Source organism: Pseudomonas sp. MWU13-2105 (assembly GCF_023242315.1).
Taxonomy (GTDB): Bacteria; Pseudomonadota; Gammaproteobacteria; order Pseudomonadales; family Pseudomonadaceae; genus Aquipseudomonas.
Window position 1 is genome coordinate 289,318 of record NZ_JALLIY010000005.1, and the last position, 18,350, is coordinate 307,667.

The 18,350-nt window shown below is 61.8% G+C and carries 17 protein-coding genes; 4 read left to right on the forward strand and 13 right to left on the reverse strand.

Features of this window, described 5'->3' with window-relative positions; translation table 11 throughout:
* Positions 1 to 19 precede the first annotated feature (19 nt).
* From M5B96_RS09480 to M5B96_RS09490, 3 genes are all read left to right on the forward strand, one after another.
* A complete protein-coding gene (locus M5B96_RS09480; protein WP_248796417.1) occupies positions 20 to 1,351 on the forward strand; it encodes an OprD family outer membrane porin in 1,332 nt (443 codons plus the stop codon).
* 247 nt (positions 1,352 to 1,598) lie between these two features.
* On the forward strand, positions 1,599 to 2,627 hold the full coding sequence (locus tag M5B96_RS09485; protein ID WP_263859501.1) for a LacI family DNA-binding transcriptional regulator: 1,029 nt from the start codon (positions 1,599 to 1,601) through the stop codon (positions 2,625 to 2,627).
* A 12-nt stretch (positions 2,628 to 2,639) separates the two neighbouring features.
* Entirely contained in the window at positions 2,640 to 3,650 is a 1,011-nt protein-coding gene (locus M5B96_RS09490) for a nucleoside hydrolase (protein ID WP_248796419.1), read from the forward strand.
* A gap of 26 nt (positions 3,651 to 3,676) precedes the next feature.
* Here the strand turns inward: M5B96_RS09490 and M5B96_RS09495 are convergent, their stop codons facing one another.
* The 10 genes from M5B96_RS09495 to M5B96_RS09540 all read right to left on the reverse strand — a co-directional run bounded on the left by M5B96_RS09495 (position 3,677) and on the right by M5B96_RS09540 (position 14,370).
* Positions 3,677 to 4,507: a phosphodiesterase gene (locus M5B96_RS09495; RefSeq protein WP_248796420.1), complete on the reverse strand. Its 831-nt coding sequence runs from the start codon at positions 4,505 to 4,507 to the stop codon at positions 3,677 to 3,679.
* Positions 4,508 to 4,538: 31 nt separating this feature from the next.
* Entirely contained in the window at positions 4,539 to 5,564 is a 1,026-nt protein-coding gene (locus tag M5B96_RS09500) for an ABC transporter ATP-binding protein (RefSeq protein ID WP_248796421.1), read from the reverse strand.
* Entirely contained in the window at positions 5,561 to 6,355 is a 795-nt protein-coding gene (locus M5B96_RS09505; RefSeq protein WP_248796422.1) for an ABC transporter permease, read from the reverse strand. Before M5B96_RS09505 ends, M5B96_RS09500 begins: the two co-directional genes overlap by 4 nt.
* Positions 6,352 to 7,221: an ABC transporter permease gene (locus tag M5B96_RS09510; protein ID WP_412548596.1), complete on the reverse strand. Its 870-nt coding sequence runs from the start codon at positions 7,219 to 7,221 to the stop codon at positions 6,352 to 6,354. Before M5B96_RS09510 ends, M5B96_RS09505 begins: the two co-directional genes overlap by 4 nt.
* Positions 7,222 to 8,226, reverse strand: coding sequence for an ABC transporter substrate-binding protein (locus tag M5B96_RS09515; protein WP_248796423.1), 1,005 nt, complete (start codon positions 8,224 to 8,226; stop codon positions 7,222 to 7,224).
* Positions 8,210 to 9,229: a LacI family DNA-binding transcriptional regulator gene (locus M5B96_RS09520; protein WP_248796424.1), complete on the reverse strand. Its 1,020-nt coding sequence runs from the start codon at positions 9,227 to 9,229 to the stop codon at positions 8,210 to 8,212. Before M5B96_RS09520 ends, M5B96_RS09515 begins: the two co-directional genes overlap by 17 nt.
* Positions 9,230 to 9,393: 164 nt before the next feature.
* The gene (locus M5B96_RS09525) at positions 9,394 to 10,104 is read right to left on the reverse strand and encodes a GntR family transcriptional regulator (RefSeq protein ID WP_248796425.1); all 711 of its coding nucleotides are present in this window, start codon (positions 10,102 to 10,104) and stop codon (positions 9,394 to 9,396) included.
* Positions 10,105 to 10,215: 111 nt separating this feature from the next.
* Positions 10,216 to 11,457, reverse strand: coding sequence for a thiolase family protein (locus M5B96_RS09530; RefSeq protein WP_248796426.1), 1,242 nt, complete (start codon positions 11,455 to 11,457; stop codon positions 10,216 to 10,218).
* Positions 11,454 to 13,310 (reverse strand): feruloyl-CoA synthase, encoded by a 1,857-nt coding sequence (locus tag M5B96_RS09535; RefSeq protein ID WP_248796502.1) that lies wholly within the window; start codon positions 13,308 to 13,310, stop codon positions 11,454 to 11,456. The genes M5B96_RS09530 and M5B96_RS09535 overlap by 4 nt, the downstream gene beginning before the upstream one ends.
* A 229-nt stretch (positions 13,311 to 13,539) precedes the next feature.
* Positions 13,540 to 14,370 (reverse strand): p-hydroxycinnamoyl CoA hydratase/lyase, encoded by an 831-nt coding sequence (locus M5B96_RS09540; RefSeq protein ID WP_248796427.1) that lies wholly within the window; start codon positions 14,368 to 14,370, stop codon positions 13,540 to 13,542.
* 213 nt (positions 14,371 to 14,583) lie between these two features.
* On the opposite strand from M5B96_RS09540, the gene M5B96_RS09545 reads away from it, so the two are divergent.
* Positions 14,584 to 15,072, forward strand: a complete 489-nt coding sequence (locus M5B96_RS09545; RefSeq protein ID WP_248796428.1) for a MarR family winged helix-turn-helix transcriptional regulator — start codon at positions 14,584 to 14,586, stop codon at positions 15,070 to 15,072.
* Positions 15,073 to 15,141: 69 nt separating this feature from the next.
* On the opposite strand, the gene pcaC is transcribed toward M5B96_RS09545, so the two are convergent.
* From pcaC to M5B96_RS09560, 3 genes are read right to left on the reverse strand one after another with little or no spacing between them, the layout of a single operon-like run.
* Positions 15,142 to 15,528 carry a 4-carboxymuconolactone decarboxylase gene (pcaC, locus tag M5B96_RS09550; RefSeq protein WP_248796429.1) on the reverse strand — a complete coding sequence of 129 codons (387 nt, stop codon included), beginning with the start codon at positions 15,526 to 15,528 and terminating at the stop codon, positions 15,142 to 15,144.
* 14 nt (positions 15,529 to 15,542) lie between these two features.
* Entirely contained in the window at positions 15,543 to 16,904 is a 1,362-nt protein-coding gene (locus tag M5B96_RS09555) for a 3-carboxy-cis,cis-muconate cycloisomerase (RefSeq protein ID WP_263859502.1), read from the reverse strand.
* 39 nt (positions 16,905 to 16,943) lie between these two features.
* Positions 16,944 to 18,293 (reverse strand): MFS transporter, encoded by a 1,350-nt coding sequence (locus M5B96_RS09560; protein WP_248796430.1) that lies wholly within the window; start codon positions 18,291 to 18,293, stop codon positions 16,944 to 16,946.
* Positions 18,294 to 18,350: the final 57 nt, after the last annotated feature.

The window sequence follows — 18,350 nt, forward strand, 5'->3', positions numbered from 1 at the left end:
AAACTATAGGAGTATCGCAATGAAAAGCCCCACTCTCGCACTGGCCGTTACAGCAAGTATCCTGGCACAACAAACACTCGCCGCCGGTTTTATCGATGACAGTAGCGCCTCGCTCAACTCACGTACTTACTACCTTCGCAATGACAACCCGAATGCCCCGGGGGTCGACCAAAGCGAACTGGCGCAAGGTTTCAAACTGGACTATCTCTCAGGGTTTACCCAAGGCACGGTGGGTTTTGGTCTCGATGTCCAGGCCATGCAAGCTTTCAATCTTTCCGGGGGGATCCAACACCCGAACGCCAGCACCTCGAACTCATTTGTTCCGGTGAACTCCGACGGCACCCCCGTGGACAGCTGGAGCCGGCTGGCGGGCAATGCCAAGGTTCGCCTCTCGAAAACAGAATTGCATGCCGGCGGTGCGCTCTCCCCCAACCTTCCCATCCTGATTGCAAACGATGGTCGACTGCTCCCGCAAACTTTTGAGGGGGTTACACTGATGTCCAGAGAAATCGATAACCTGACAATCAATGCCGGGCAACTGAATAGCTCGACGGGACGTGCGTCCTCAAATGCCACAGGATTGGCCGTTGCTGGCGGCACTCAGGCAAGTAACAAATTCACTTATGCTGGCGGAGACTGGAAACTCAACAAAGATACCGTTCTTCAATACTACCATGCCAATCTCAGTAATTATTACCAGCAACACTTCCTCGGATTTTTGAACACCACCCCACTCAGCGACAACTCCAGGATCAAAACCGATCTGCGTTACTTCAACAGCACCGCGCAAGGCAAAAATGGCGACCCTGGTTATATCTTCAACAACAACGGCGGTTATGCCAGTCACCCGGGAAAAGTCGATAACACCACCTGGAGCGCGGCCTTCACTTACTCCCTGGGCGGCAGTTCGTTCATGCTCGGCCGGCAACAGGTTTCCGACTCGGGAGGCACGGTGTATCTGAACCAAGGCAACGTACTGAGCGGCGCTGGCAATAACGAAGGCAACGGCGGTGCCAGTGTCTACCTCATCACCGACGTAATGGCCAACTCCTTTATCCGTGCGGGAGAAAACACCAACTTTGCCCAATATTCTTATGACTTCGCCGCGCTTGGGGTCCCCGGCCTCTCCGCATCGGCCATGTACCTGCATGGCGACGATATCCGTTCGACCGGCGGTGCCAGGTACTCGGAATGGGAACGTGACATGCGCATCGACTACGTGGTGCAGAGTGGCGTCCTGAAAGGTTTCGGCACCTCCCTGCGCGAAGGCAGCTTGCGCAGTGGCATTCCAAACGTCGCTGCGGTCGATCAGGCCCGCCTGATCTTCAGCTACACCTACGCGTTCTTCTGATTCGCGACGGGCTGAAAAAAGGGCTGCGGGTGACTCGAGGGAACAAGGTCCCGGTCATCAAACTGACACAAAACCGAGGTGACAATGCCACATTCCACAAAGCTGTACCGGCCAGTTGATGAAGCGGCATGTTCCGGTTCCCACCTCAGCCCTTTTTCGAGGTTTTTCCAGCGCAGGAATCTACGCGAGTAGATAAGCTGCGACAGCCCCTGTATGTCTGTCTATTCACAAGAAATGGTAGGTTGTTTTGATAAAACAAAACTCAAGCCGAGTCACACGAGATGATGTCGCCCGCGAAGCCGGAACCTCGGTGGCGGTGGTCAGCTACGTGATCAACAACGGCCCCAGGCCCGTCGCCAAGGCCACTCGCCAGCGTGTGCTGGACGCGATAAAAAACACCGGTTACCGCCCCAATGGGGTGGCTCAGGCGCTCGCTTCCGGCAAGACCCGGACCTACGGGCTGATCGTCCCCAACATTTCGAATACCTTCATCGCCTCCTTTGCCCATGCACTGCAACAGGAGGCGCTGGACAATGGCCTGGTGATCCTGCTGGGCGATGCCGGCGACTGCCGCAAGCGCGAGCTGGACCTGATCAATAACCTCCTGCGGCAGCAGGTGGATGGCCTGTTCTACACCAGCGTCGACCGCCATCCCTACATTGATCTGATTCAGGCCAGTGGCACGCCATTTGTAATGCTTGATCGGGTCGATCCCGACCTGCCTGTCAATATGCTGCGTGTCGATGAACGAGCCGCGGCCCGCCAAGTCACGGCGCACTTGCTGAGCCATGGCTACCGCGAGGTGGGCACTATCTGTGGGCCGCTGGAAATGCTGAACGCTCAAGACCGCCTGGGCGGATGGCGTAACGCCTTGGCCGACTACGGGATCGAAGAGCGCCCGGAGTGGATATTTCCGGCTGACTACACACGACAAGGCGGATATGACGCGGCACAGCGCATGTTGGCCAACGGTCGCCCTCCCCGCGCGCTGTTCTGCGCCAATGAAGCGCAGGCAATAGGCTGCATCCGAGCGCTGTCGGAGCACGGCATGCGGGTCCCGGAGCAGGTGGCACTGGTCTGCTTCAACGGCACTGAAGAATCGGCCTTTTATACCCCTTCACTGACCACGGTCTGTCAGCCCGTCAAAGAAATGGCCAAGGCGGCCATTGCGATGCTGCTGGCCTGGAATGGCGAGGTGAAGCTGCAAGAGTTTTCTCACCGGTTGATGATTGGTGAGTCCTGCGGATGCAACGCGGTTAAAACACCACAGACCTAGAAAGAAGGTGGAATGAAACGTTTAATTATTGATTGCGATCCAGGGAACGGGATTGCAGGCGCGAATGTCGATGATGGCCTGGCATTGGCGCTGGCACTGGCCGCTCCCGAAATATCCCTTGAATTGGTAACCACCGTTGCCGGCAATACTCCCAGCGCCGTGGGCTACAACGTCGCCAAGGACCTGATGACCAGGGTCGGTTGCGCCCTGCCCGTCGTCAGGGGCAGCACCCAGGCGTTACAGGAGCCGAGCGGCCCCTGGCGCGAGGCACTGGACAATACCGTGCACAAGCGCCAGTTATCCCATTTGTGGCACGGCGTACGTCGCCCCGTTGAATTCGCCGCGCCGGAACAGGAGGCGGCGGATGCCATCGGCCAATTGATTTGTGCCAACCCGGGGCAGATCACGCTGGTCGCGATCGGCCCATTGACCAACGTGGCACTGGCGATTGAACGCTACCCGCAGATGATCACGGCGGTCAGGGAGATCGTGATCATGGGCGGTGTATTCAACCTGGATGACTACATCAAGGACACCAACTTCGGGTTCGACCCGGAAGCGGCGCACTGCGTGCTGAACTGCGGCGCCAATATCACCCTGGTGCCCCTGGATGTCACTACGCAAACCTTGATGACCCACGACGATCTGGACCGCATTGAACAATTCGATACGCCCCTGGCGAGTTTTGTCAGCGAGACCTTCAGGCCATGGATCGATTACTCGATATCCACTCGCAACCTGGCCGGCTGCTGGATACACGATGCCCTGGTCATCGCCTGGCTGCTTGACCCCAGCGTCGCAACATCGGCGCAGTACCATGCCGATGTGGAACTGCACGCCGGCCGGACCCGGGGCAAGAGCTGGCGATACAAACCGCCGCTACGACTTGAGGTTGCCATCGCGCCCCCCAGCAGTGGCCTGGTGAACATACTGCAGAGCGTGGACAACCCATTGTTGCTGGGGATCATCGAGAAACATTTGTCGATCAGGCCCGACTCGGCCGCCCAAGCGCGCCCTCGGTAAGCGCCCTTGAAAGCCCCCCGGCGAGATCATTCAATCAATCCATGGGCATCATAGAACGGATACGGTCCCGGGTATTCGCCAAACACGCCGTTATGGCTCACCAACGCCTGCTCATGCCAGTGATGCAGCAGATAGCCCGGCGGTTCCAGGTTGAAATGCGCCGGGGCGCTGGCTTGCAGATCCAGCACGATTTGATGTGAGGTACCGGGGCACACACAAATCAGGCTGCCGCCGAAGCGCCGCTGCATCGGCCGATGCAGGTGCCCGCACAACAGGCGCTCCACCTGCCGGTGGCGGGCGATAAGGCGCTCCAGCGCCGACGCGTTGAGGAACGGCTCGCGGTCCATATGGCCAATGCCACTGATAAACGGCGGATGATGCAGAACCAATAGCGTCGGCGCCTCGGGGCGACGGGCCAGTTGTTCATCGAGCCAATGCAACTGACGGTCCAGCAACTGGCCGCCATGGGCGCCGGGTATGCTCGTGTCCAGACCGATAAGGCGCAGCGGATGCTCCTCGACCACCCAATCCAGCGGTTCACCGGCCACTCTCGGCAAGTAGGTGTGATCGGCGAATGCCGCCAACAAATGTTCTCGATTGTCGTGATTACCGGGCACCAGGTAGAAAGGCATGTGCAGGCGGGCCAGTTCAGGGCGCAGCACGGCATATTCATCAGGACGACCGAAGTCGACCAAGTCGCCGCTGACCAGCACGATGTCGGGACGCGGATGACGGGTATTCAGATGATCGACCGCACGCCGCAACGCGCCCAGGGTATCGACGACGCCATAACTCAGTCGCTGAGCGGCTTTGAGATGCAGATCGCTGATCTGCGCAACAAGAAACGGACGGTTCAAAATAAGCTCTCTGGAAACCAGGACATTGGGATTACAGGGTGAACAGCACCTGCGGTTGCACAGCCAGGGCAATCAGTGCGCCGGTGGCATGGATGACGCCCTCGGCGCTGTCCACCAACAAGGGTTGTGCGGCGCCGACATCCACCAGCAGACGGCTTTGCGCGCCCTGGAAAAACTGACCGACAAGACGTCCGCGCAAGTGCCCCTGGCATTCCATTACCCGCAGATGCTCAGGGCGGCAATACACCGTAGTGGGCAGGCCGGCGCCGTTCCATGGCAATTCGCCGCCGCTGACTTTCAAACCATCGGCCGTGCGTTCGATCACCGAAAAGGCATTGAGGTTGCCCACGAAGCTGGCGACGAAAGCATTGGCCGGCTGCTGGTAAATCTCCCGCGGACTGGCCAGTTGCGCGACGCGACCGTGCTCCATGACCAGTATGCGATCACCCAGGGCCATGGCTTCGCCCTGATCGTGGGTGACGAACACCGCGGTGATTCCCAGACCGCGTAGCAACTGATCCAGCTCGCCACGCAGGCGCTCACGTAACTGTGCGTCCAGCGCCGCCAACGGTTCATCGAGCAGCAACACCTTGGGCCGCGGTGCCAGGGCGCGGGCCAGGGCGACCCGCTGGCGCTGCCCACCGGACAACTCGTGGATACGGCGCTTGCCGTGATCCTCCAGCCCGACCAGTTCCAGCAACTGCGCACAGCGCTTGTTGCGCTCGGCGGGTGACAGACCGCGAACTTTCAGGCCATAAACGATGTTGCCGGACACATCCAGGTTCGGAAACAACGCATAGTTCTGGAACACCATACCTACGTCGCGCCGCTCGATGGGCAAGCGCGTGACGTCGCTGTCGCCAAACATCACCCGCCCTACGTCCGGGCGCTCAAGGCCTGCGATCAGGCGCAGCGTGGTGGTTTTACCGCAACCGGAAGGACCGAGGATCGCCAGGGTTTCCCCGGCTTCGATGGTCAGGTTCAGATCATGTACGGCAACGGTGCCATCCGCGAACGCCTTGCGACACCCCTCAAGGCGAATGGTGGTTCCGGTCATCGTTTTTCTCCACGGGAAAGACGGCTGCCGATGGCCTGCAACGCAATAAGCAGCGGCACGATCATCAGCAGAAATATAAGGGTGTAGGCGCTGGCGACTTCCAGCCGGGCCGAGGCATAACTGTCGGCCAAGCCCACCGGCAATGTCTTGGTCATCGGGGTGTGGAGCATCCAGGTCAGGTTGAACTCACCCAACGACAGGGTGACGACCATCAAAACACCGGCCAGAATCCCAGCCCGGCAGTTGGGCAGCACCACACTGAAGAAACGCCGGATCGGCCCGGCGCCCAGACTGGCCGCCGCCTCTTCGAGGACCGGCAGGTGCTGGCGCTGCATCACCGCCATCACCGGACGCACCAGAAACGGCAGGGTGAACAGCACATGACCGACGAGAATGAATAACCAACTGCCGCGAAACCCGCCAAACTGACCATAGGTGAGCAGCAGTGCCAGAGCGCTGGCCAAACCGGGCATCGCCACGGGCAGCACCATCAGTTCCTCGAACGCGCGACTGAAGCGATTGTTCAGCCGTACCAGCGCATAAGCCGCCGGTATGCCAACCACACAGACACACAGCGCACACGCCACGGCCAGTTCCAGGGACAGCCAGACGGTGGGCGAATACGCCTGCCAGACTTGCACCAGCCAGGCGAACGTGAGGCCGCTGGATATCCCCTGGAAATAATTACGCGTCAATCCGGCCAACAGCGACATCAGCACCGGGACCAGCATGAAAGCGCAAACCAGCAAGGTAAAAAGCAGTTGCCCGACAAACAGCGTTGAGCGTCTCACAAGACCGTCCTCGCGGGTTTGACCAAGGTGCGGGCCAGCAACAGAACGATCCAGGTCAGCACGCCCAACACCACCGACAACGCGGCGGCCAGCGCAAAATTGGCGTAGTTGGTGAACACGTTGTAAATCGCTACCGGCGTTACGTTCAGCCGCGTGCCCAGCGTAAACGCCGTGCCGAAGGCGCCCATGGACGTGGCAAAGCAGATCGCCCCGCATGAGACCAGCGCCGGCGCCAGGCCGGGGACGATGACATCGCAGACCACTCGCCAATGACCCGCGCCCAGCGAATGAGCGGCTTCCTCCAGGCTGCGATCCAGGCTCTCACACGCCGCCATCACCGTGAGGATCACCCGTGGAATCGAGAAGTACAGGTAGCCGACAAACAACCCCGTCAGCGAGTAGGCAAAGACCCAACGCTCACCTGCCAGTTCAAGGCCAAGGCTGGCGAACAAGCCTTGGCGACCAGCCAGCAGGATGACCAGAAAGCCGACCACCACACCGGGAAACGCCAGTGGAAAGGTCAACAAGGCGACCAGGGCCGAACGACCGAAAAAGCGCTGGCGCGCGAGAAACACCCCGCTGACGCCGCCCACCAGCAGCGCCGCGAGGGTCACCACCAGGGCCAGCATGCAGGTCTGCGCCAGACTGCCCAGGTATTGCGCACTGCTCAGCACCTGCCAATAGCCGCTATCGCCGCCCTCGCGACGTTGCCCGCCCAGCACTATCAGTTGCGCCAGGGGCAGTAACCAGAACGCGAACAGCACCGCTGCCGCCGGCGCCAGCGCCCAGGCAGCGGTCGGCCGCAAGCGTGGGACGAAGGCCCAGCTTGCGCGGCCTTCCCGGGCGTTGAGTTGCGAAGCCGTCACTTACTTGACCTCACTCAGATAACGTGCGGAAAAGACTTCCTGCACCGCCGCCATATGTTGGTAATCGACCACGCCTGCCCGGGCATAATCGCTGTCCGGCAGGAACTGGGCGGCGACGTCCGCAGGCATCTTTATCGCTCGCACCGGCCGCAGGTAGGCCTTGGCCCACAACGCCTGGCCTTGATCGGACAAGACGAAATCCAGCACCTTCTCGGCATTCGCCCGATGCGGCGCATTGCCGACCATGCTCATGACGTAAGGCACGCTGATGCTGCCTTCCTTGGGAATCACAAACGCCACGTTGGCATTGTCCTTGTAACGCGCCCGATAAGCGTTGAAGTCGTAATCGACCAGGATCGGCAACTCACCGGACAAGACCCGGGCGTAGGCCGTCTGCTTGGGCACGATGGGGGCGTTTTTCGCCAGTTTCTGGAAGTAATCGATGGCTGGAGCGAAGTTATCCAGGCTGCCGCCCATGGCTTGGTTGATGGCCACCGCCGTCACGTAACCGACGAAAGCACTGGATGGATCGAGGTAGCCCACCATGCCTTTGTATTGCGGTTTGAGCAGGTCGCTCCAGCTTTGTGGCACGGGCAAGCCACCCAGCGCATCGACGTTGACCATGATCCCCAACGTGCCGGAATGAATCGCAAACCAGTGCCCTTCCGGGTCTTTCAGGCCGGCGGGAATCTGCTCCCAGCCCTTGGGTTTATACATGCCGACCACGCCGGCCTTTTGCGCCTGCAAGCCGAAGGTGACGCCGTAATACACCACGTCAGCCACCGGAGCGGCCTGTTCGGCGACCAATTGCGCCAGTGACTGGCCGGAGTTCTTGTTGTCCTGTGGAACCTGCACGCCTGTGGTATCGGCAATCGCCTTGAGTTGCGTGCCCCAGTCCGCCCACTCCGGCGGGCAGTTGTAGCAAATCGCCGTTTGCGCGGCCTGCGCCAGGTTGACCACGCCGCACAGCAGCAATGCGGCCAGGGTTTTACTGATGCGGATCATCAAATGTCTCCTCGTAGGGCTGAGTACTTTCGCCTGGCCGGATATGACAAGGCAGGCGATGGGAAGCCGGTGCGGCGCCGGCGATCTGCGCCAGCAACTGATCGATCACGGTATAAGCCAGCGTCGCGATGGGTTGCACGACGCTGCACAGGGTCGGGTGTATCTGGGTGCCCAAGGCGATGCCGTCAAAGCCGATGACCGAGAGCTGTCGAGGTACGTTCCAGCCGTTACGTCGCAGTTGCGCAATCAGGCTGATTGCCAGCAAATCGTTGGAACAGACCAGCGCACTGAGCGCTTGCGGGCCGTGTAAAAACGGCTCGATAGCGGCAAAGTCAGCCTGGGTGTGGGCGGGCATTTCGATCACCGGCAAGCGGTCGAGACCGGCCTCGTGCATCGCATCGCAATAACCGGCGTAACGCAGGCGAGCGCGGTCGGACTGCAAGGCGGGACCGGCGACCATGCCGATCCGCCAATGCCCCGCTTCCAGCAGATAACGGGTGGCCAGCGCCATGCCCGCGCGGTTATCCACGGACACGCTGCTGTAGTCAGGATTGCCGGGCTGGTGGTAGGCCAGTACAAAGGGCGTGTCTTCCCTGGCAAGGCTTTGCAGTACCCGGCTCCGCTCGGCGTCCGTGACCGTCAGGACCAGACCATCGACGCGCTGACGCAACAATTCCTCGACCACAGCGCTTTCACGTTCGCTGCTGTAGTCGGTGGTTGCCAGCAACAGGTTGTAACCGCGTAAGCGCGCAGCGCGCTCCATCGCCTGGAATTGCTCGGCGAACACCGGGTTGAGCAGATTGGGCACCACGACACCAATCAGTTTGGTGGTTTGCAGACGCAGTTGGCGGCCGAGACGATTGGGCCGAAAACCCAGTTCACGCGCTGCGGCGAATACTTGTTCCCGAGTAGCCGGACGCACCACTTCAGGGGAGGCAAAGGCTCGCGCCGCGGTCGCCCGCGAAACACCGGCCAGTTGTGCAACCTCTTTCAAATCGGTCATTTTTGCTCGCTTGAGATCGATCTCATTGAGAGCGACATTACTCAAGGAACATGGCGTTCCCGCGACCAAAAAATGACAATTGGATGTCAGCCCCCCCTGGCCCACCTCGACTCCGTCCGAGGCCAGTGCTCAGCTACCCATCAGTGCCGCCGGCAAGGCTGCAATCAAGAGCGGAGAATAACCTTCATCCGCTCATCGGCCGCCGCCGAGCCGAACATCTCGGCATAGCGCAGCGTGGCGTTGGCGTGCTCGCGCATGATGGCTTCGGCACGCGCGCCCTGGCGGTTGACCAGGGCATCGAACACCGCATGGTGCTGCAGGTGCGCATAGTTGAAGCGCCGATACTCGCGGACCATGTCGTCACGATCCACCGCCAGGGCGGTCACCGAAGCGAACGGCAAGTGATCGTTGCGCGCCAGGGCGTCGGCGATGGCCGGGTTGTGGCTGCCTTCGACAATCACCTGGTGAAAACGCATGTTGAGGTCGTGATAGACCTCAAGGTCCTCGATGCTCACATAGCCCTTGTCGAACAGTTGATCACCTTGCGCCAGGCACTGTTCAAGGGCTGCCCGGGCTTCCTCGGAAAGCCCTCGTTCGGCAGTCTGGCGCGCCGCCAGACCTTCGAGCACGCCCCGCACTTCGACCGCACCGGCAATATCATCGGGGTTGACGGAGCGCACCTGAAAGCCGCGCCCGCCAAAACGCACCAGCAGGCCTTCCTGCTCCAGCGTGCGGAACGCCATGCGCACCGGCATCCGTGAGACCCCGAAAAGCTCCGCCGTGGGGTTTTCCATCAGCCGTTCGCCAGCCGCCAATTCGCCGGAGGCGATCATCTTGCGCAGCGCGACCAGCACCGTTTGACCGGGCTTACTCATCCAGGCAACTTCCAGAAAGGTGGGTCGCCATAGTAACGCAAGGTCCGGGCTGACTGCAGGGCGCTGTTTACCGATCAGGCAGCGCACCTGCAAGCACGGCGATACCTTGCTTCAGCCTTGATACTCGGGATTTTCGATCAGCATAGCCATGCCTTGCCCACCGCCGACACATGCCGCCGCGATGCCATAACGTAGATTGCCCTCGCGCAACTGCCTGGCCAGGCTCAACACCAGACGCAAACCGCTGGCGGCCAAGGGGTGGCCCAAGGCAATCGAGCCACCCCGTCGGTTGAGTCGATCGCCATCCAGCCCCAGCGCCTGGGCCACGGCCAGCACCTGGGCCGCCTGCGCCTCGTTGATTTCCAGCAAGTCGATATCGGCCAAAGCCAGTCCGCTGCGCCGCAGCAGCAACTGGATCGCCGGCGCCGGCCCTATGCCCATGAATTCCGGTGCCACGCCCACCACGGCACAGGCCAGCAAATGGGCCAGCACCGGACGACGGGCCGCCGAGGCCCGCCCCACCAGAGCGGCCGCGGCGCCATCGACCAACGCGCAACTGTTACCGGCCGTTTGCACACCGCCGTCATGCACCGAGCGCAACCGGCTCAAAGCCGTCAGATCGGTAGGCCGCGGGTGACTATCCCGAGTCACCCGGTCCACGCCTCGTGGCAGCTGGATACCCCGCGCTTGATAGCCGGCCAGCTCAAAGCGCTCGTTGCCCAGCGCCACCAGCTCCGGCACAAACCAGCCGCCGGCCTGGGCCTGCAGCGCCAGCTGATGACTATCCAGTGCATAGCGATCCACCACCTCACGGCTCAGACCATAACGCTGGGCCAGGTTATCGGCGGTGGCAATCATGTCCAGACCTGGCGCCGGATCGTAGAGCGCCTCCCAGAGAAAGTCCTTGAACTCCACCGTGGCACCGAGTCGGAAGCCGTCGCGGTGGGTATAGGCGGCAATCGGATTGCGTGACATGGATTCAGCCGCCACGCACAGGGCCAACTGCACACCGTCGTCCAACTGCCTGGCGGCCTGCCGCAAGAGCTCGAAGCCGGTGGCGCAGATGCGCTGCACCGCCAGCGCCGGGATCCCTTGCGGCACGCCACTGTAAAGGCCGATATGGCGGGGCAGCAGATAGGCATCGAAACTGGCCTGGGCCATCGAGCCAGCCAATACGCTGTCCACCGCTGATGGATCGATAGCAGCCCGGGCCAGCACCTCGCGTCCGACCTTGATCCCCAGGTCGATCGGCGAGACCTGGGCCAAGGCCCCGCCGAGATCGACCCAAGGCGTGCGCAAGGCGTCGAAAACGGCGACATCGTCAAAGCTCGAATACTGCCCCACGCCGCTCATGGGAACGGTCCGGCACGCAGGATGGAGGGTTCTTCACCGCGATACAGTGCCTCGACCTTGGCAGCGCGCCATTGCAGAACCGCGCGCTGGTTGATCGAACCCTTGTCGGTGATTTCACCACGGTCAATGGAAGCGGGCTCGTCGAGTAGCGCGATCCACTCCAGACGACTGGCATTCCCGGTGGCATTGCGGTTGAGCCGTTGCAGCCAGTCACTGAACCACTGACGCACAGCCGGACTGGCCAGGACCTCGGCATCGCTGGCGTCCGCGCCCAAACCGGCCAGGCCTCGGCATTCGTACAGCCGGGGGAAAACCAGGAGGCCCAGACACTCGCGATCCGGCGCGGCCACCACCAGGTCCTGAACATAGGGCGAACCTTCGAGCACCGCGCGATTGCGCAACGGACCGACACTGACAAAGACCCCGGAGGACAGCTTGAAGTCCTCGGCAATCCGCCCGTCGAACATCAGGCCCAGTTGCGGGTCCCGCGGATCCGCGAGCTTGAGCGCATCGCCGGAACAGTAGAAGCCCTGTTCATCGAAGACTTCGGCGGTTTGCCGCGGCGCGCGCCAGTAACCCGGCATGATGTGCGGCCCGCGAAAACGCCCCTCCAGCTTGCCATCCACCGGCACCAGCCGCACCTCACAACCGGGAGCCGGCAGACCGATGTAGCCGGCCATGGACAGCGGCCCGGTGGTGAAGGTGCAGGACGGCGCCGCCTCGGTCATGCCGAGCCCGGCCATCATGCGAATGCGCTCACCACAATGCGCTTCGGCAACCCGGTCCAGGCGATCCCAGACCCGCTGGGACAAACCGGCGGCGGCGAAAAAGAACAGCTTCATGCGCGAGAAGAAACATTCGCGCAACTCAGCGTCCCGCTCCAGGGCGCTGACCAGTTCCTCCCAGCCCTTGGGCACGGTCAGGTAGGCGGTGGGCGACACGTCCTTGAGGTTGCGCAGTGTTTCGGCAAACCCCTGGACGGTGGGCTTGCCGTCATCCAGGTAAAAGGTGCCGCCGTTGTACAGCACGATGCCGACATTGTGGCTGCCGCCGAAGGTGTGATTCCACGGCAACCAGTCCACCAGCACCGGCGGTTCTTCGCCAAACACCGGGAAGGTCTGCAACAGCATCTGCTGGTTGGCGCAGAGCATGCGCTGGGTCGTGACCACCGCCTTGGGCAGCTTGGTGGAACCCGAGGTAAACAGAAACTTGGCGATGCTGTCGGGCCCGGTGGCGGCAAACGCCGCTTCGGCTTCGGCCCCGCCGGGCTTTTGCAGCAAGCTGGCAAAGCGGCTCTGCTGGCGTCCCGGCATCTCGCCACGGACGCTGATCAGTGGCGTCTCGAGCGGTAACACGGCGTCGATCGCACGCTGGAAGGCGGCGACATCACTGACGAACACCAACCCCGGCTGCAACAGATCGCAGACATGCCGCAGCTTGGCGAAATCCTGCGACAACAACGAATAAGCCGGCGAGATCGGGCAATAGGGAATACCGGCGTACATCGCCCCCAGCGCAATCTGCAGATGCTCGATGTCGTTACCCGAAAGTATCGCCAGCGGCCGCTCGGCCGAAAGACCATAACCCAGCAGGCCTTGGGCAATGGCGCGGACGCTGCCGAGCATCTCGGCGTAACTGACGTGCCGCCAGCCACCGTGATCCTCGCGCGCGGCAACAAAGGTTTGTTGCGGCCGCACCTCGGCCCAATGCAGCAGACGGTCAAGCAAACGCTTGGGCAACTCGGCCAGGGGTTCGAGGGAGCGCATCGACAGGATGCCCTGCTCTTCGCTGACCTCGACCGCGGGATGGCCGATGGACACTTGGCGGTAACGTGGCGTACTGGCCACGCCCATGGCGCCATCGGCATCTTCCAGGGCGGCGGCGGCCACCTGCGACACGAGTTCAGCGGTCACCGGATGACCTTGCTCGCAGGTTTGATCGCCGCCGGCGGGGCACGACTGGCCGCCGATCAGCAGGGGCACGTCCAGCATGGTGATTCCTCTTTATTGTCTTTATCGGGAATACATTCAAGCGGTAAAAGCGCGGCCTACAGCCGGATGCGCCGGCTGTAGGCCGGGTGTTTCAGCGTTTATACGCCTGCAAGCCGGGTTTGATGCTCTTGTCGTCGAGAAACTGCTTCATGCCCTGCTCGCGGCCACCTTCGGTGTCCAGCAGACGCGACTGATCGAGCTTGGCGTACAGGTAATCCTCGTTCTGCTCCCAGGTCAGTTCGCGGCAGCGCTTGAAACCGTGCTTGGCGGCGCGCAGCACCACCGGGTTTTTCTCCAGCAGGTTGCGCGCCAGCGCCACGGTGACTTCACGCAGTTGCGCCAACGGCACACTTTCGTTGACCAGCCCCATCTCGGCGGCTTTCTGCCCGCCGAAGGTCTTGCCGGTCATGATGTAGTACAGCGATTGACGATGCCCCACCGTATCGGCCATGGCTTTGCTCACCAGGTTGCCCGGCGGGATACCCCAGTTGATTTCCGAGAGCCCGAAGGTTGCCTCGTCGGCGCAGATCGCCAGGTCGCAAGCCACCAGCGGGCTGAAGCCACCACCGAAGCACCAACCGTTGACCATCGCGATGGTCGGCTTGGTGTACATGCGCAGCAGCTTCCATTGCCATTGCGAGGCTTCGCGGCGGATTTTTTCCTGGAGGATCTCCGGGCCGGCGTCCACTTCGCGGAAGTATTCCTTGAGATCCATGCCGGCGGTCCAGGCTTCACCGGCACCGGTCAGCACCAGCACCCCGGCGGCGGGATCCTGCTCCAGGGTTTCCAGCACATCGATCATTTCCCGGTTCAGGGTCGGACTCATGGCGTTGCGTTTTTCCGGACGATTGAGAATCACCCAGGCGATGCCTTCCTCGATTTCGACCTTGACGGTTGTCCAGCGACCTTCGTAATTGCTCATGGCGGGGCTCTCTTGTTCTGGGCTTGAAGATGGGTAGAAGCTAAACCTGAAAAATAGTTATGTCAATTAACCATTAATAAAATTAACTTAACCTCTGTATCTCACCACATGCTTTTCAGCTCGCGAAAATTCACAAGAGAACATGGCTATCCCCGATCAATCACGGCAAACTAGATAGTCTTCTTAACCTCCTGCCTGAGGATCCATCCCGCAATGGCCAAGTCTTCCCAGATTGCCGCCGCCCCCGAGCCCCCTGCCGACAACGCCGAAACCCAGGCGCCACTGGACGCCGCGCTGGACGACCTGATCGGTTATGCAATGCGGCGGGCGCAGTTGAAGTTGTTCCAGAATCTGATTGAGCGACTCTCGGCCCACGATCTGCGGCCGGCGCAGTTCTCGGCCCTGGCGATCATCGACCAGACGCCCGGGCTGATGCAGGCCGACCTGGCCAAGGCACTGGCCATCGAGCCGCCCCAGGTGGTGCCGCTGCTGAACAAACTGGAAAGCCGGGCGCTGGCGGTGCGGGTGCGCTGCAAGCCGGACAAGCGTTCTTATGGGATTTTTCTCAGCAAGGCCGGCGAGACCCTGCTCAAGGAGCTGAAACAGATCGCCGCCGAGAGCGACCTGGACTCCACCTCCGCCCTCGACAGCCAGGAACGCGCAGAGCTGCTCAGGCTGCTGAAGAAGGTCTACCAGGCATAAACACCGGCGCCGCGGCTGGCGCCGGGACTGGGCCAGCGTCAGTCGCGCCGGAGATACACAACCATTACCTCACGCCTGGGTATCCATCTGCTCCCAAACCGCCTCGGCCAGATGGAAGGTGGCGTTGGCCGCGGGAATGCCGCAATAGATCGCGCTCTGCATCAACACCTCCTTGATCTCGTCGCGGGTCACACCGTTGTTTTTTGCCGCACGCAAATGCAGGCGCAGCTCCCCTTCGCGGTTCATGCCGATCAGCATGGCGATGGTGATCAGGCTACGGGTGTGCCGTGGCAACCCGGGACGGGTCCAGATATCGCCCCAGGCATGCCGGGTAATCATTTCCTGGAACTCACCATTGAACGGCGTCAGATGTTCCAGGCTGCGATCCACGTGGGCATCGCCGAGCACTTCGCGGCGTACTTTCATGCCGGCTTCGTAACGTTGTTGTTCGTCCATTGCAGGATCCTTTTCTAAGGTTTGAAAGCGTGATGTTCGGCCAGCGCGCGCTGGACCCAGTGCTGTGACTGCCCCAGGTAGTGGGCCGGATCCAGCAGGCGGTCCAGTTCCCCGACGGACAATTGCGCGGTCACTTGCGGTTCGGCCGCGAGCACCTGGCGTAGATGTTCACCCCGCGCCACCGCACGCCGGCAGCATTGTTCAATCAAGTGGTGCGCCGCATCGCGACCAATACGCTGGGACAAGGCGATGCTCACGGCTTCCGCCAGCACCAGCCCTTTGGTCAGTTCCAGGTTCTGCAACATGCGCCCGCTGTCGACTTCCAACCCTGGCACCACCTGCAACGCTTGTTGCAGCGCGCCGGACACCAGGCAGCAGAGCTCAGGCAAGGTTTCCCATTCGGCATGCCAGAGACCGAGGCTGCGCTCATGTTCCTGCGGCATTGCGCTGAACATCGTCGCCACCAGCCCGGGGGCCCGGGTCGCCGCGCCGATCATCACTGCCGCGCCGACCGGATTGCGCTTGTGCGGCATGGTCGAGGAGCCGCCCTTGCCGGGTGCGGCCGGCTCGAACACCTCGCCCGCTTCGGTCTGCATCAGCAAACTGAGATCGCGCCCGACTTTGCCCAGGCTGCCGGCGATCATCCCCAGCAGACTGGCGAACTCCACCAGACGATCACGCTGGGTGTGCCAGGGCTGCTCGGGCAGGTTCAGATTCAACTCACCGGCCAGCGCTCCCGCCACCGCGAAAGCCTGATCACCCAGGGCCGCCAGGCTGCCGGAAGCTCCGCCGAATTGCAGGCACAGCAAACGCGGTTTGATTTCAACGAGGCGCTGGCGATGGCGAGTGATAGCGCCCAGCCAACCGGCGATTTTCATACCCAGGGTCACCGGTGTCGCCTGTTGCAGCCAGGTACGCCCGGCCAGCGGTGTGCTCGCGTAGCGCATGGCCTGCTCGGCGAGCGCATCGGCCAAACGCGCCAGATCATCCTCCAACAGCTCGATGGCGGAACGCAGCTGCAGCACCAGGCCACTGTCCATCACATCCTGACTGGTAGCCCCCATGTGCACATAGCGCTCAGCGGTCGGGTTGGCCACGGCAATCTGCTTGCCTAATGCCTTGACCAGCGGAATCGCCGAATTGCCGGCATTACCGATGGCCACGGCCAACTCGTCGACATCGAACAACTGCGCGCGACAGGCCGCTTCGATATCGCCAACCACCGCCTGGGGTATCAGCCCGGTGGCGGCTTCGGCACGGGCCAGCGCGGCTTCGAAATCGAGCATGCCTTGCAAGCGGCCCTGATCGGAAAAAATCGCCCGCATCGCCGGCTGGGTGAAATAGGCATCGAAAAGTTGATTCGTCGGTCTGTTCAAACCACAGCTCCAGGATTCATGAAAAACGGTGAGGCGCTCTCAGGTCGCGTCCGCATGGCTGACCAGCCCCTTGATCACTACCGCGAGGGTCGCCAAGGTCGCCGGTACCACCAGCGCGGTCAGCACCTGTTCGAAGTTCCAGCCCAGGCCCAATAACGTCGCCCCGGCCCAGGCCCCGAGGATCGCACCAAAACGACCGATACCGAGCATCCACGACACGCCAGTGGCGCGGCCCTGGGTGGGATAGAAGCGCGCGGCCAGCGACGGCATCGCCGATTGCGCGCCGTTGATGCACATGCCGGCCAACAGCACCAAGGCGGCCAATACGCCGACATGGCCCAGGCTCTGACCCACCAGCCAGGCGAATACCCCGGCCAACAGGTAGGCAATGCCAATGACCTTGTGCGGATTGAATTTATCCATCGCCCAGCCCACGCCCACGGCGCTGAGCACACCGCCGAATTGGAACAGCGCGCCGATAAAGGCCGATTGCTCCAGGCTCGCGCCACTGTCATGCATCAGGGTCGGCAACCAGCTGGTCAGCAGGTAGACAATCACCAACCCCATGAAATAGGTCAGCCACAGCAACAAGGTCCCCGCGCTATAGGTAGCGGAGAAAATCACCTTCAACACGTTGCGGCTCTGCACCACCGCCTGTTCCGGCACACTGAAGCCAGTGGCCGCCGCGACCTCCAGCGGTGCAATCGGTGCCAGCACCCGGCGAATCCGTTCCACACCACGATTGCGCACCACCAGGAAGCGTGCCGACTCCGGCAACCGGAACAACAGCACCACGGCCAGCACCAGGGGCAGGATCCCGCCGAGCATCAGCAGGCTGTGCCAACCCAGCAGCGGAATCAGCTTCGCCGAGACGAACCCACCGCAGGCCATGCCCAGATTGAAACCGCAGAACATGCTGGTCACCAGCAAGGACTTGAGCCGCTCCGGGGTGTATTCGGACAGCAGCGTGGTGGCATTGGGCATCGCCGCCCCCAGGCCCAGGCCGGTCAACAGGCGCAGGGCCAGGAGTTGGTCGATATTGCTGCTGTAGGCCGACAGTAGACTGAACACGCCAAACAGAAACACCGCCACCACCAACACCAGCTTGCGCCCGAAACGGTCGGCCAAGGGGCCGGAACCCAGGGCACCGAAGACCATGCCGATCAGCGCGGCACTCATCACCGGTCCCAGGCTGGCGCGGTCGATGCCCCAGTCCTGACTCAAGGCCGGGGCGATAAAGCCCATGGCCGCGGTGTCCAGGCCGTCGAGAAAGACGATCAGGAAACACAGCAGCACCACCCGCCATTGATAGCTGGACAGTGGTTTGGTGTTGATCAACAGCTGAACATCAAGCGTGCCCGTCACGGGCACAGGAGCGAATAACGACATACAGACATTTCCTTCTTCTTATTATTATCGGGTCGCTTGCATCGACAAGCGCCCTGC

What these genes read in the sequence shown, in the direction of transcription:
- M5B96_RS09540 (WP_248796427.1), bottom strand. Translation starts at nt 14,370, where the DNA reads ATGAGCAATTACGAAGGTCGCTGGACAACCGTCAAGGTCGAAATCGAG.
- M5B96_RS09515 (WP_248796423.1), bottom strand. Translation starts at nt 8,226, where the DNA reads ATGATCCGCATCAGTAAAACCCTGGCCGCATTGCTGCTGTGCGGCGTG.
- pcaC (WP_248796429.1), bottom strand. Translation starts at nt 15,528, where the DNA reads ATGGACGAACAACAACGTTACGAAGCCGGCATGAAAGTACGCCGCGAA.
- M5B96_RS09480 (WP_248796417.1), top strand. Translation starts at nt 20, where the DNA reads ATGAAAAGCCCCACTCTCGCACTGGCCGTTACAGCAAGTATCCTGGCA.
- M5B96_RS09535 (WP_248796502.1), bottom strand. Translation starts at nt 13,310, where the DNA reads ATGGGCGTGGCCAGTACGCCACGTTACCGCCAAGTGTCCATCGGCCAT.
- M5B96_RS09530 (WP_248796426.1), bottom strand. Translation starts at nt 11,457, where the DNA reads ATGAGCGGCGTGGGGCAGTATTCGAGCTTTGACGATGTCGCCGTTTTC.
- M5B96_RS09560 (WP_248796430.1), bottom strand. Translation starts at nt 18,293, where the DNA reads ATGTCGTTATTCGCTCCTGTGCCCGTGACGGGCACGCTTGATGTTCAG.
- M5B96_RS09490 (WP_248796419.1), top strand. Translation starts at nt 2,640, where the DNA reads ATGAAACGTTTAATTATTGATTGCGATCCAGGGAACGGGATTGCAGGC.
- M5B96_RS09525 (WP_248796425.1), bottom strand. Translation starts at nt 10,104, where the DNA reads ATGAGTAAGCCCGGTCAAACGGTGCTGGTCGCGCTGCGCAAGATGATC.
- M5B96_RS09545 (WP_248796428.1), top strand. Translation starts at nt 14,584, where the DNA reads ATGGCCAAGTCTTCCCAGATTGCCGCCGCCCCCGAGCCCCCTGCCGAC.
- M5B96_RS09520 (WP_248796424.1), bottom strand. Translation starts at nt 9,229, where the DNA reads ATGACCGATTTGAAAGAGGTTGCACAACTGGCCGGTGTTTCGCGGGCG.
- M5B96_RS09500 (WP_248796421.1), bottom strand. Translation starts at nt 5,564, where the DNA reads ATGACCGGAACCACCATTCGCCTTGAGGGGTGTCGCAAGGCGTTCGCG.